The sequence below is a fragment of the Bradyrhizobium sp. CB1717 genome (assembly GCF_029714325.1).
Taxonomy (GTDB): Bacteria; Pseudomonadota; Alphaproteobacteria; order Rhizobiales; family Xanthobacteraceae; genus Bradyrhizobium.
Genome location: NZ_CP121666.1, coordinates 2,475,531 through 2,489,200 on the forward strand (window position 1 = coordinate 2,475,531; position 13,670 = coordinate 2,489,200).

Below are 13,670 nucleotides of genomic sequence, written 5' to 3' on the forward strand. Positions count from 1 at the left end.
GCATAGGGAAAATCAGCGTGAACGCGCTCTCCGAACAGATCCTTTCCGAATTGCGCGGCCTGCTGAGCGAAATGAGCGATGGCGGCAGCGTCGGTCCGTCTGTCTACGACACGGCGCGGGCGCTGCGCTTCCACGGCAACGTCACCGGACGGCAGGACGCTTACGCGTGGCTCATCGCGCAGCAACATGCCGACGGCGGATGGGGAAGCGCAGACTTCCCGCTGTTCCGGCATGCGCCCACCTGGGCAGCGTTACTGGCATTGCAGCGTGCCGATCCTCTTCCCGGTGCTGCCGACGCAGTCCAGGCTGCAACCCGGTTCCTCCAGGTCCAACCCGATCCCTACGCGCATGCGGTGCCGGAAGACGCGCCGATCGGCGCGGAGCTGATCCTGCCGCAGTTTTGCGGTGAGGCCGCATCCTTGCTGGGTGGCGTAGCGTTTCCGCGCCATCCAGCGCTGTTGCCGTTGCGGCAAGCGCGCCTGGACAAGCTGGGGGCGGTGGCGATGTTGCCGAGCGGTCATCCGTTGCTGCACTCCTGGGAAGCCTGGGGGACGTCGCCGACGACCGCATGCCCGGATGACGAGGGCAGCATCGGCATCAGTCCGGCGGCCACCGCCGCGTGGCTTGCGTACGCCCTGACGCGGGGAAGCACGCCGGAGGTGGGGCGCGCCGATGCGTATCTCCAGATGGCATCGCGGGCGACGCGCAGCGGCATCGAAGGCGTCTTTCCGAACGTGTGGCCGATCAATGTATTCGAGCCATGCTGGTCGCTGTACACCCTGTATCTGGCCGGGCTGTTCGCGCATCCCGCGCTCGCCGAGCCGGTCCGCGTGATTGTCGCGCAGCTCGCCGTCCGCCTGAGCGTGCGCGGTCTGGGCCCGGCCTTGCATTTCGCGGCTGATGCGGACGACACCGCCGTTGCGTTATGCGTCCTGCACCTTGCAGGCCGCGACGCGGCGGTCGATACGTTGCGCCATTTTGAAATCGGCGAGCTTTTCGTCACCTTCCCCGGCGAGCGCAATCCCTCGGTGTCGACCAACATCCACGCCCTGCATGCGTTGCGACTGTTGGGAAAGCCCGCCGCCCGCACCAGCGCCTACGTCGAGGCCAATCGCAACCCGCGCGGTCTATGGGACAACGAAAAATGGCACGTTTCGTGGCTGTATCCCACCGCGCATGCGGTCGCTGCGCTGGCGCAAGGCGAGCCCCAGTGGCGGGACGAGCGCGCGCTGGCGGCGCTGCTGCAGGCGCAGCGCGGCGACGGCGGCTGGGGCGCCGGTCGCGCGTCCACCTTCGAGGAAACCGCCTATGCGTTGTTCGCGTTACGCGTGATGGACGAGAGCGAAGAGACCACAGGGCGCCGGCGCATCGCGCAGGTGGTGGCGCGTGCGCTGGAGTGGATGCTCGCCCGCCATGCGGCGCATGCATTGCCGAAAACGCCGTTGTGGATCGGCAAGGAACTGTATTGCCCCACTCGGGTCGTGCGCGTGGCCGAACTCGCCGGGTTGTGGCTGGCGCTTCGTTGGAGCGGCGCGTCGTAACGAGGGAGCAGGAGCAGCGCCATGATCCAACCAGAACGCGCGCTGCATCAGGTGCTGGAGTGGGGGCGTTCCCTGACCGGCTTCGCTGACGAGCATGCCGTGGAAGCGGTCAACGGCGGCCAGTACATTCTGCAGCGTATCCGCCCGAGCCTGCGCGACATCAGCGTCCGCACCGGTCGCGATCCGCAGGACGAAACACTGATCTTGGCGTTCTATCGCGAACTGGCGCTGCTGTTCTGGCTCGACGATTGTAACGACCTTGGCCTGATCTTGCCGGAGCAGCTCGCCGCGGTGGAGCAGGCGCTGGGGCAGGGCGAGCCGTGCGCGCTCCCCGGATTCGAGGGCTGCGCTGTGCTGCGAGCTTCGCTGGCCGCGCTCGCCTACGACCGTCGCGACTACGCTCAGCTTCTCGAGGATACCCGGCGCTACTGCGCGGCGCTGCGCGCCGGACACGCGCAGACGGCAGGGCCGGAACGCTGGTCCTACGCCGAGTACCTGCACAACGGCATCGATTCGATAGCCTACGCGAACGTGTTCTGTTGCCTGTCGTTGCTGTGGGGGCTGGACATGGCAACCTTGCGCGCGCGTCCCGCGTTTCGCCAGGTCCTGCGGCTCATCTCCGCGATAGGACGCCTGCAGAACGATCTGCACGGACTGGACGTGGACAGGTCGGCCGGCGAGGCCGACAACGCGGCGATCCTGCTGCTGCAGTGCTATCCAGCTATGCCTGCGGTGGAGTTCCTCAACGACGAGCTGGCCGGCTATACGCGCATGCTGCACCGGGTGATGGCTGAAGAGCGCTTTCCGGCGCCGTGGGGATCGTTGATCGAGGCCATGGTGGCCATCTGCGCGCGGTACTACCAGACCTCGGCCAGCCGGTACCGCAGCGACTCTGCGGGGTGAGGCCAGCGGTCGCCGGCCTGAACGCGCGGGGGGCGGCGTGCGCGCGCTGCTGCGGTCCGGTCCGACGCAACGCCGTCGCCCGAGGCAACGGACGGAGCGAGCAGGAGCAACACCGCTCTGAGCCGGCGCAAGGACGACCATTTGGACATCGTGCTGGATCGGCGACACGATTCGCCGTGTGACCTTTGCCTTCGGAGGTCAACAGTCGGTCGAGGCGCGAGGCACCGGCTGCTTTCCGGATAAGCCAATGGACGTGATCTCTGCTTGATGACGACGAACATGCGCTGCCATCGATCTTTCGCGAGTTCAGCCGCTTTGCCGCGGATACCGAGGTTCGCCAAACGTCTCCGGGACTATAGAGTTCAGCGCGTTGCAGACCTGACAGATTGCCTCGTGCGTAAAATTGGACCGTATTTTGTTTGGCTGGTGGGGCCCGATACCAATCGCACGATTTTGCACGCCACACGATCTTCTGCCATCGCCTACTCCCGATGGTAGCACCTCGGATAACGGGCGCGAATGGGACGATTGCGAGCATGTATGGAGGCCCGTTTGCTTTTGGCGCCGACTTCTATGCGTTGAAGACGCGACCATCGCAGCTCGAGGGCGGTGATGCTCGGCTTGACTTCGGTCTTAGTGCGAGGAACCTGCGGTCTTGCCAGCGAGTTGCGCCACGAGCCAATCTGCAAAGGCTCGTACCGCAGATCTCTGTCGGCTGGCGCGGGGGTAGATCAGACGATGGCCGACGTAGCGGATATCGTTGGCGCGTCCTGCCAGTGGCGCAACTAATCGCCCGCTCGCCAGTTCGCGTTCGGCCAGAAGCGTTGATTCCAACGCTACTCCCAATCCCTCCGCGGCTGTCGCAATCGCGAGAAAGCTGCGATCGAACCTCATGCCGTGGAGTGCAGGGGCCTCCAATCCGTTGGCGGTGAACCATTGGTGCCACTGAACCTGCTTCACGTCGGAGCGGATCAACGTGCGATCGAGGAGATCGGCGGGCTTCCTGATCGATTTTGCAAGGGCAGGCGAGCAGAGCGGAGTGACCGTCTCCTCCGGGAGAGGAACCACCTCGACGCCCTCGGCGCGCGGCGGACCGTAGACGATGTCGATATCAAAATCATCGTTGCTGAAGCGCGCGTAGTCCGTACTCGCAGCCAGGCGGACTTCGAGCTTCGGATAAGCGGCGAGAAACTGTGCAAGCCGCGGCGCCAGCCATTGCGCGGCAAAGCTTGGCGCGGAGTGGACGCGCACCAATTGCGGTCCGCGCGCAGCGACTTCCTCAAGGCCACGGCGAAGCTGATCGAAGGCCGCTCCCGTGTGGCGCATCAGATTTTCGCCAGCCGGCGTGAGCCGTACGGACCGCGCACTGCGCTCGAACAGGACGGTGCAAAGCGTGTCCTCCAGCTTGCGGATGGCATGACTGACGGCACTCGGCGTCAGGTGAAGCTCATTCGCCGCATCGCGAAATGATCCCGTGCGAGCGGCGGCTTCAAAGGCGCGAATTGCCGATATCGGGACATTCGACAGCATTCCATAAGTGAACCAGATTCATCGATCCGTGACAACTGCGCGTTTGTCTGTTGCGCCTCCGCGGTTCATTCCTGGCCTTGCCAAGGAAAAATAATTTGCGGGAGGAACTGATGCTGCTCAGCGGTAAGACGGCCATCATTTCGGGCGCGGCATCGCCGCGCGGCATCGGGCTTGCCACCGCACGGCGGTTTGCCGCCGAGGGCGCTCGGGTCGCCATTCTCGACATTGACGCGAGCGCGGCGGGGGACGCCGCGGCATCGCTTGGCAAGTCCCACATTGGGCTGCGATGCGATGTCGCCGACAAATCATCCTGCCAGCAGGCCGTCGCTCGCGTTATCGAATCCTTCGGAAGCATCGATATTCTCATCAACAACGCCGGCATCACCCAGCCGGTGAAGCTCCTGGAAATTACGGCGGCGGATTGGGATCGCATCCAAGACGTTAATCTGAAAGGGGTTCTGTTCCTCTCCCAGGCCGTGATCCCGCACATGCGCGCACGGAAGTCCGGATCGATCGCATGCATGTCGTCGGTCTCGGCTCAGCGGGGCGGCGGCATTTTTGGCGGTCCGCATTATTCGGCGGCGAAGGCCGGCGTGCTGGGGCTCGCCAAGGCGATGGCCCGCGAGTTCGGCCCGGATGGCATCCGCGTCAACTGCGTCACGCCCGGCCTGATCGGCACCGATATCACCGCCGGCAAGTTGACCGACGAGATGAGGGCGAAGATCCTGGAAGGCATTCCGCTCAATCGTCTCGGCACGGCAGACGACGTTGCCGGCATCTACACCTTCCTGGCGTCGGATCTCTCCGCCTACGTGACCGGTGCCGTGATCGACGTCAACGGCGGCATGCTTATCCACTGAGCAGGCGAGATAGGATCCAGATCGATGGAAACGCTGACCAACACGCCCAAGCTGGCGGATCGCGCCTACAACATTCGCCGCAATGCGCTGCGCATGGGCGAGGTTCAGGGCCAGGGCTATATCGCACAGGCGCTGGACATCTCCGACGTGCTCGCCGTGGCATATTTTCACACGATGCGCTACCGCCCGGAAGATCCGTCATGGGAGGAGCGCGACCGTTTCCTGCTCTCCAACGGTCACTATGCCATTGCTCTCTACGCGGCTTTGATCGAGGCGGGGATCGTCCCCGAGGAAGAACTCGAAACCTATGGCAGCGACGAGAGCCGCCTGCCGATGTCGGGCATGGCCTCCTACACGCCCGGAATGGAAATGTCGGGCGGCTCGCTCGGGCTTGGGCTCAGCATCGCCGTCGGCATGGGCCTGGGGCTGAAGCGCAAGAAATCCGAGGCGCGGGTGTACGCGTTGTTCTCCGACGGCGAGCTCGACGAGGGCTCGGTCTGGGAAGCCATCCAGTCGGCGGGCCATTACAAGCTCGACAATCTGATCGGCATCGTCGACGTCAACAATCAGCAGGCGGACGGTCCTTCGACGCAGGTGATGGCGTTCGAGCCGCTAGTCGAGAAGCTTCAGGCTTTCGGCTGGTTCGTGCAGCGGATCGACGGCAACGATCTCGATACTGTGGTTGCCGCGTTCGATGCCGCCAAGTCTCATCCTGCGCCGAAGCCTCGGATGATTGTCGCCGACACGCTGATGGGCAAGGGCGTTCCCTTCCTGGAGCAGCGCGAGAAGAACCATTTCATCCGCGTCGAGCAGCACGAATGGCAGCTCGCGCTTGCCGCGCTGGAAGCCGGGAGGCAGGCATGAAGACCGTCAGATCAGCGCCCCAGCCGGGCATGCCGCGCCTGACCACTTCAGCCATGATCGCCTCGATCGCGGCCGAGGGACAGAAAACGAAGCCAGCGCCCTTTGGCCATGCGCTGGTCGAGCTCGCGCGCAGCCGTCCCGATGTGGTCGGCATGACGGCCGATCTCGGCAAATACACCGATCTACACATCTTCGCCAAGGAATTTCCGGACCGCTATTACCAGATGGGCATGGCGGAGCAGCTTCTGTTCGGCGCCGCCTCGGGCCTTGCTGCCGAAGGTTTCATGCCGTTCGCGACCACTTACGCCGTGTTCGCATCCCGCCGTGCCTACGATTTCATACATCAGACGATTGCGGAGGAAGACCGCAACGTGAAGATCGTGTGCGCATTGCCCGGCCTGACCTCGGGCTATGGCCCGAGCCATCAGGCCGCGGAGGATCTCGCGCTCTTCCGCGCCATGCCGAACATGACTGTCATCGACCCATGCGACGCCCACGAAATCGAGCAGCTGGTGCCTGCGATCGCAGCGCATCAGGGGCCCGTTTACATGCGCCTTCTTCGTGGCCAGGTACCGGTGGTGCTGGACGAGTACGACTACAAGTTCGAGTTGGGCAAAGCCAAGCTGATCCGCGACGGGAAGGACGTTCTAATCATCTCATCCGGCATCATGACCATGCGTGCGCTCGAGGCCTTGCAAACTCTGAAGAACGACCGCGTCGATGCTGCGGTGCTGCATGTTCCGACCATCAAGCCGCTCGACGCCGAGACGATACTGCGTGAAGCTGGCAAGTCAGGCCGCCTGGTCGTCGTGGCCGAAAATCACACCACCATCGGCGGCCTTGGCGAGGCCATAGCCGCACTTCTGATGCGTTCAGGCGTTCATCCGCCTTTCCGCCAGATTGCATTGCCGGACGAGTTTCTTGACGCCGGCGCACTTCCGACACTGCACGACCGCTACGGGATTTCCACCGCAGAGGTCGCAAGGCAGATCAAGCTGTGGCTCTAGCGCACCGGCACTAAAGCGCCAATCAGGCCAAGCCCGACCGAAGAGTTGCGTCCGCTGCATTTTGCGGCAGGCGAGCGATGGCTCTTGCCTGAACGCGGCTGTCGAAGAGGAAAGCTGAAACTGAGCGCAGGCTGATGCAGCTGGCACAACGTCAATACCGGATCAGGAGGAAAACATGACTGTCTCGAAGCTAGGAAGCATCAGCCGCCGTTCTCTCTTGATGGCGGCCACGGCCGTGCCACTCTGTGGGACTCTGACCCGCGCGGCATCAGCCGCCGAGTTCGTCTACAAATTTGCTACAGGACAGGATCCGACCCATCCGGTGAATATAAGGGCGCAGGAAGCGATCGACCGCATCAAGGAAGCGACCAGCGGCCGCCTGGAGATCAGGCTGTTCCCCGCCAACCAGCTTGGCTCAGACACCGAGCTCATGACTCAAGTCCGCAGCGGCGGCGTCGAATTCTTCAATCAATCGTCCTCGATCCTTGCCACCCTGGTGCCGAGCGCCGGCATTGTGAACACGGGCTTCGCGTTTGCCGACTACGACAGCGTATGGAAGGCGATGGACGGCGATCTCGGCACTTACATCCGGGCGCAGATTGCTAAGACGCCGATCATGGCGGTGTCGAAGGCCTGGGACAACGGATTCCGCCAGGTGACCTCGTCCGGCCGCGAGATCCGCACGCCGGATGATCTGAAGAACTTCCAGATCCGCGTTCCGCCCGCGCCACTGCTGACCTCGCTGTTCAAGGCGCTCGGCGCCGGGCCGACGCCCATCAACTTCAACGAGGTCTACTCCGCGTTGCAAACCAAGGTCGTCGACGGGCAGGAGAATCCGCTGCCGATCATCGCGACCGCGCGCCTCTATGAGGTGCAGAGCACGTGCAGCCTGACCGGACACGTCTGGGACGGCTACTGGATCCTTGGCAACAAGCGCGCCTTCGAGCGCCTGCCGAAGGACGTGCAGGAGATCGTGACGCGCGAGCTCGACCGTTCCGCGGTCGATCAGCGCGCCGACATCGCGAAGCTCAGCCAGTCACTTCGCGCCGATCTTTCGGCCAAGGGCCTCAAATTCATCGACGTTGATCGCGCCGCTTTCCGCCAGGCCTTGTCCAAAACCAGCTTCTACGCCGACTGGAAAGCCAAGTTTGGCGAGGAGGCATGGTCGCAGCTCGAAAAAGCCGCGGGCCAGTTATCATGACCAACGTGAGCCATCCGCCCCACGTCGATGCCGGTGTGGCGGCCAGCGCCCAGCAGGCAGGCCGGCGCAGTTGGGTGATAACGGCGAACACGGTGCTTGGTCATGTTGTGGCTGTCCCGGCAGCATTGCTCGTGCTGGCGGAGATTGCGGTGCTGTCTGCCGGAATCGTGGGTCGGTACGTGTTCCGCTCGCCAATCATCTGGTCCGACGAGCTTGCCGGTATTCTTTTCCTCTGGCTAGCCATGTTCGGTTCAGTGATCGCGTTCCAGCGCGGCGAACACATGCGGATGACGGCTATCGTTGGCGTTCTCAGCGCGGAGTTTCGCGCGTTCCTGGATGTCGTGGCGGCCGCGGCATCGCTGGCATTTCTTGCGCTCGTTGTCTGGCCGGCCTATGAATTTGCGGCCGACGAGGCCTTCGTCACGACGCCGGCGCTCGAGATCGTCAATACCTGGCGTGCAGCGGCGTTGCCGATCGGGATCGGACTTATGCTGGTCGCGGCCGTTCTCCGGCTCATCCGCATTGCCAGCTTGCGCAGTCTGCTGGCCTCCGTCGCCCTTGTCGCGGGCATCATCGGAACGTTCGTTCTGCTGGCGCCGGTGCTGAAGCCGCTCGGCAATCTGAATCTCCTGATCTTCTTCGTCGTCCTGGTCGGCGCGATGGTCTTTGCAGCCGTGCCGATCGCGTTCGCATTCGGTCTCGCCACCGTCGGCTATCTCGCCCTGACAACCAACACGCCCGACGTGGTGATGATCGGACGAATGGATGAGGGCATGAGCCACTTGATCCTCCTTGCCGTGCCGCTCTTCGTCTTTCTCGGCCTTCTGATCGAGATGACTGGCATGGCGCGCGCCATGGTCAGCTTCCTGGCCAGCCTCCTGGCTCACGTGCGCGGCGGATTGCACTACGTGCTGGTCGGGGCGATGTATCTGGTCTCGGGCATTTCCGGTTCCAAGGCGGCGGACATGGCTGCGGTGGCTCCTGTCCTGTTTCCCGAGATGCGGCAGCGCGGCGCGAAGCCTGGCGATCTCGTCGCGCTTCTGGCCGCGACGGGCGCGCAGACCGAGACAATCCCGCCGTCGCTGGTTCTGATCACGATCGGCTCGGTCACCGGTGTTTCGATCTCCGCGCTGTTCACGGGCGGCCTGCTGCCGGGCGTGGTGCTCGCGGCCATGCTCGCGGCCGTCGTGTGGTGGCGTTACCGCCGTGAGGACCTGTCCCATGTCAAGCGGGCGAGCGGGTCCGAGATCGCCAGCGCGCTTGTCGTCGCGATTCCCGCCATCGCGCTGCCGTTCGTGATCCGGACGGCGGTGGTCGAGGGCGTCGCGACCGCGACGGAGGTCTCGACCATCGGCATCCTGTACTCGGCCTGCGCGGGTCTGCTCATCTACCGGCAGTTCGAATGGCGCCGTATCTATCCGATGCTGGTCGAGACGGCCTCGCTGTCGGGGGCGATTCTGCTCATCATCGGCGCGGCGACTGGCATGGCGTGGGCGCTGACCCAGTCAGGATTTTCGGCCTCTCTGGCCAAATTCATGACCAGCCTTCCCGGCGGGGTCCCCGTCTTCCTGGCCGTGACGATCGTGACTTTCGTGATCCTCGGCAGCGTGCTGGAGGGAATCCCCGCCATCGTCCTGTTCGGTCCGCTGCTGTTCCCGATCGCGCGGCAGGTCGGGGTGCACGATGTCCACTACGCGATGGTGGTCGTCCTCGCCATGGGCATCGGCCTATTTGCGCCGCCATTCGGCGTCGGCTACTACGCAGCCTGCGCCATCAGCCGCATCAACCCGGACGAGGGCATGAAGCCGATAGTGGGCTACATGATCGCGCTCCTGATCGGCACCCTGATCGTCGCAGCCGTGCCCTGGCTGTCGATCGGCTTCCTTTGACGAGCTCGGCAGGAGGCTTGCAGAATCCCGTGCCTCCTGTTCAGGCGAATTTCGGCAGGTGCAGGTGCAGGTGCAGGTGCAGGTGCAGGTGCAGGTGCAGGTGCAGGTGCAGGGGCAGGCCGGAGCAAAGCATATCGATCTGCTCGACCTGGCCCTTGCCAACCTCCGTAACCCGGAGCTTCTTGCCTCCGAGGGTGAAGGCACAGTTCGTTGGCTGAGGCCCATTCAGGATCAGCGGATCGGCGACCTCGCCCGCCGGTCGAGCACCGTAACGTTCTTCTGGTTGTAGACCGTGCAATAGAGCCGACCGTCCGTTCCGAAGGCCATCCCGTCCGGCCCTTTGAAGTCCGGATTGGAATCTGGCTGCGCCGAAGACGACGCGTTTCGGCGCTGCCTCGCCAAGCACGTCATATCGATAGATCTCGCCGGTGAAGGATGCGTTGGCGTAGAGGTGGTTGTCGGGACCGAAACCTTCGGGCTCAAGAACTGCCTCATGCTAAGGAATGGATGAGATATCGTAGGTTTGTTAGGTGTGGGGAAAGGCGGTAGCGCTCTCCCGCTACCATCAATCCCCCCGACATCCCCTTTGATTTAACGGGTGAAATTCAGGCGATTGGAATTAGAAACTCGGGCAAATCGTGTCGGGGGAAATGGCGGTAGCGCCCTCCCGCTACCATCTCACCCCGAGCTCCCCTTTGATCTGTCGGCGGAAGTCGGCCGATCGAGATTGCGAATTCGGATAGCTCGCCTCGGGGGAATGCAAGGCATCGGCCTCCGCTACCATAGCTGCGACTTGCCACGACAATCTGCGATTCCCTGCGATTTTCTACTGCTGATGGCGGTGGCCAACCCAGCTACCAAGCCCTCGCGAGCTCAGCTTGCTTCGAGCCGAGCCAGTCTCGTTGGCTCCGCGCCGCGGGCGTAGATTCCTGAACCCAAACGACGTTTTGGCCGCATCGATCGGCGGGTTCATTTTCCACGTCATGTTGTGGAGTGGCTGGACCATGCACCGGCGACCGAAGCCGAGGCGCCTCCCTCGGCAGAAGTCCTGTTGCAATATTTGATATATCATGTATCAAAATGCAGGACGTAGGTGAAATCTCCTGCATTGGGCATCATGAAACCAGTTCTTGGGGTGGTGGCGGACGATCTGACCGGCGGCATGGAGACCGCCGCCATGCTCATCGCGGCCGGTATCGACTGCGCTTTCGTCTCTGACCCGGATCTTGTCGCAAGCATTGGCGACGTCCCAGCCATCGTCGTTGCGCAGAAGACGCGCGTCATCCCGGCTGGCGAGGCCGTTGCCAGGAACGAGAAGGCAGCGCGGGCTCTGCTCGCGCGCGGTACACGTCAGATATTCTTCAAATATTGCGCGACTTTCGATTCCACCGACCGCGGCAATATCGGCCCCGTCGCGGATATGCTGATGCGGCTCACTGGCGCGGACCACACTGCGTTTTGCCCCGCCTCTCCCTCGCTTCGCCGCACCGTCTACAACGGCCATCTCTTTCTCGGGACCGAGTTGATCTCGGACTCGCCGAAGCGAAACGATCCGCTGACGCCGATGACCGATCCCGACCTCGTTCGCGTGTTGCAGAGACAGACGCCGACCAGGGTCGGCCTTCTCGCTCATCCTTTGGTCGGTGCGGGCCCTGCGGATCTGGAGCGGGCGATCGCATCCGCGACCGGCCAGGGTGTTCGCTACTTCATTGCGGATGCGATCTACGATCGCGATCTCGATGTGCTCGCCGCATTGACGTCCGACTGGAAGCTGATGACGGGCAACGCAACGATCGTTCAGCATTACCCGGCGATCTGGAGGGCGAAGGGACTCGTCGCGCCGACGGGCAACCAGGCGCGCTTGCCTGCGGTGAATGGGAGCGGAGTGGTTCTCGCCGGCAGTTGCGCGGAACGCACGCTTGAGCAACTTGCCGAATTCGAAAAATTCCGTCCGGTGTTTCGGATGAATCTCCTGGCTGCCGATGATGTCGAGTCGGCGGTCGGATCGGCGCTCGACTGGGCGCGACCGCGGCTGAAGGACGGGCCTGTCGCCATCTCGACGTCCGAATCGCCCGAGATCGTCAAACTGGTCCAGGAACGATATGGGCGCGAAGGCGCTGCGCAACTTGCCGAGACCATCCTCGGCCGTCTCGCTGTTTCGCTTCGTGCCGCCGGAGTTCGCCGCTTCGTCGTTGCCGGTGGCGAGACCTCGGGGTCGATCGTTGATCACCTCGGCATTCGTAGCTTGCGGGTTGGCCCGTATGGCGGTCCGGGTATCGGTACGGCCACCACCGATGAGGCGGATCCGATTGCCCTTTGCCTCAAGTCCGGCAAGCTCGGCCCGGTCGACCTATTCATGACGACGCTGGAGTCCATGCTGCATCCGGAGAAGACAAATTGAACGAGCTTGAACTGAGGCAATCCCTGCTGGATTTCGTGATGAAGCTCGAAGTCAGGGGCTTCAACCATGGCAGCAGCGGCAATGTGAGCTGCCGCATCGGCGAAGACATTCTCATCACGCCGACGGGCGGCAACAGCGGCAATACGACGCCCGATCGGCTCGTGCGGCTGAGACGTGATGGTACCGTACGCGATGGCGGCTTGCCGTCGAGCGAATGGCACATGCATCTGGCTATCATGAACGCCTATCCGCACGTGAATGCGATCGTGCACACGCATGCCGATTGCTGTGTCGCGCTGTCCTGCCTCGCAAAGCCGATACCCGCTTTCCACTATATGGTCGCCAGTTTCGGTGGAAACGATGTGCCGTGCGCTCCCTATGCGACGTTCGGAACGCGAGCTCTCGCAGATGGCGCGGTTGCCGCGCTCAGCAAGCGCAAGGCTTGTCTGTTGGCCAATCACGGCATGATCGCGACGGGCACAAGCCTGCAAGGGGCGTTCGATCTCACTGTGAAACTCGAGACTCTCGCCAGACAATATCTGCTGGCCTGTCAGGCCGGTAAGCCTGCAATCCTTCCCGACGATGAGATGGCTCGCGTTGTCGAGCGTTATACCAACTACGGCCGGGCGCCTTTGCCGGCTTGATCGAGGAGCGTTGTTGTGGAGATCACCGGCAAGACCAAGATCATGTTCGTGTTGGCGGACCCGATCGACCATGTCCGCGCAAGCGCCGTCTTGAATGCCTATTTTCAGTCGATCGGCGATGACGTGGCGGTGTCGCCGCTCCATGTGTTGCCGGCCGATCTGGGAGCCGTTCTCGCGAGCATCAGGCGCATGCGCAATGTGGTCGGCTTTGGTGTCACGATCCCGCACAAGACATGTGTGATCGAGCATCTGGATGAGACGACACCCGCGGCGGCGCTCATCGGCGCCGTCAATTTTGTCAAGCGAACGGCGGACGGACGCCTCATCGGTGACAATCTTGACGCGCGGGGTTTTGTGACCAGCCTCGCACAGCATCAGATTGCCGTGCGCGGCCGGAAAGTGCTGCAGGTCGGAGCAGGCGGTGCGGGGCGTGCAACCGCCTTCGGTCTGGCTGAGGCCGGCGCGCGCGAACTGACCATCATGAACCGGGATGGAGCGAAGGCGCACGCGCTCGCCGAGGCGGTATCGCAGCGTTACCCGGAGACGAAGGTCAGCGCCGGGCACGCGGAGGCGCGCGCCTTCGATCTCGTCGTCAACACGACGTCGCTCGGCATGAAGGCGGATGATCCACTGCCGCTGGATATCGAGGGGGTGGGGCCTGACACCGCCGTCAGCGACATTATCGTCACCCCCGAGGTGACCCGGCTTCTGGCGCGGGCCGCCGCCCAGGGCGCGAAAACCGTCGGCGGAAAGCCGATGCTCGACGCGCAAATGGCCCTTGTCGCGCGCTTTATTGCGCGTTAGCCTGATATATCAAATATTATATCGAG

General features: G+C 63.3%; 12 protein-coding genes. 11 read left to right on the plus strand and 1 reads right to left on the minus strand.

All coding sequences use genetic code 11. From position 1 onward, the window contains the following. Positions 1-17 precede the first annotated feature (17 nt). Together QA649_RS11715 and QA649_RS11720 are read left to right on the plus strand one after the other, a co-directional pair. Positions 18-1,541, plus strand: a complete 1,524-nt coding sequence (locus QA649_RS11715; RefSeq protein ID WP_283024307.1) for a hypothetical protein — start codon at positions 18-20, stop codon at positions 1,539-1,541. Between the two features lie 21 nt (positions 1,542-1,562). Continuing rightward, complete coding sequence (locus tag QA649_RS11720) at positions 1,563-2,444, plus strand: hypothetical protein (RefSeq protein WP_283024308.1); 882 nt, start codon at positions 1,563-1,565, stop codon at positions 2,442-2,444. Positions 2,445-3,077: 633 nt separating this feature from the next. Here the strand turns inward: QA649_RS11720 and QA649_RS11725 are convergent. Further along, the gene (locus QA649_RS11725; protein ID WP_100232117.1) at positions 3,078-3,974 is read right to left on the minus strand and encodes a LysR substrate-binding domain-containing protein; all 897 of its coding nucleotides are present in this window, start codon (positions 3,972-3,974) and stop codon (positions 3,078-3,080) included. Positions 3,975-4,084: 110 nt separating this feature from the next. Here QA649_RS11725 and QA649_RS11730 point away from each other — a divergent pair, with 110 nt between their 5' ends. The 9 genes from QA649_RS11730 to QA649_RS11770 all read left to right on the plus strand — a co-directional run bounded on the left by QA649_RS11730 (position 4,085) and on the right by QA649_RS11770 (position 13,644). Further along, positions 4,085-4,834, plus strand: coding sequence for a glucose 1-dehydrogenase (locus tag QA649_RS11730; RefSeq protein WP_100232116.1), 750 nt, complete (start codon positions 4,085-4,087; stop codon positions 4,832-4,834). Between the two features lie 24 nt (positions 4,835-4,858). Then, on the plus strand, positions 4,859-5,698 hold the full coding sequence (locus tag QA649_RS11735) for a transketolase (RefSeq protein WP_283024309.1): 840 nt from the start codon (positions 4,859-4,861) through the stop codon (positions 5,696-5,698). Beyond that, positions 5,695-6,705: a transketolase family protein gene (locus tag QA649_RS11740; RefSeq protein ID WP_283024310.1), complete on the plus strand. Its 1,011-nt coding sequence runs from the start codon at positions 5,695-5,697 to the stop codon at positions 6,703-6,705. The genes QA649_RS11735 and QA649_RS11740 overlap by 4 nt, the downstream gene beginning before the upstream one ends. A 175-nt stretch (positions 6,706-6,880) precedes the next feature. Next, positions 6,881-7,906: a TRAP transporter substrate-binding protein gene (locus QA649_RS11745; RefSeq protein ID WP_283024311.1), complete on the plus strand. Its 1,026-nt coding sequence runs from the start codon at positions 6,881-6,883 to the stop codon at positions 7,904-7,906. Next, positions 7,903-9,795 carry a TRAP transporter large permease subunit gene (locus tag QA649_RS11750; RefSeq protein ID WP_157327915.1) on the plus strand — a complete coding sequence of 631 codons (1,893 nt, stop codon included), beginning with the start codon at positions 7,903-7,905 and terminating at the stop codon, positions 9,793-9,795. The genes QA649_RS11745 and QA649_RS11750 overlap by 4 nt, the downstream gene beginning before the upstream one ends. 58 nt (positions 9,796-9,853) lie before the next feature. Further along, the gene (locus tag QA649_RS11755) at positions 9,854-10,084 is read left to right on the plus strand and encodes a hypothetical protein (RefSeq protein WP_283024312.1); all 231 of its coding nucleotides are present in this window, start codon (positions 9,854-9,856) and stop codon (positions 10,082-10,084) included. An 828-nt stretch (positions 10,085-10,912) separates the two neighbouring features. Next, complete coding sequence (gene otnK, locus QA649_RS11760) at positions 10,913-12,196, plus strand: 3-oxo-tetronate kinase (protein ID WP_283024313.1); 1,284 nt, start codon at positions 10,913-10,915, stop codon at positions 12,194-12,196. A gap of 38 nt (positions 12,197-12,234) precedes the next feature. Beyond that, a complete protein-coding gene (locus tag QA649_RS11765; protein WP_283026015.1) occupies positions 12,235-12,840 on the plus strand; it encodes a class II aldolase/adducin family protein in 606 nt (201 codons plus the stop codon). A gap of 15 nt (positions 12,841-12,855) precedes the next feature. Then, complete coding sequence (locus QA649_RS11770; protein WP_283024314.1) at positions 12,856-13,644, plus strand: shikimate dehydrogenase; 789 nt, start codon at positions 12,856-12,858, stop codon at positions 13,642-13,644. Positions 13,645-13,670: the final 26 nt, after the last annotated feature.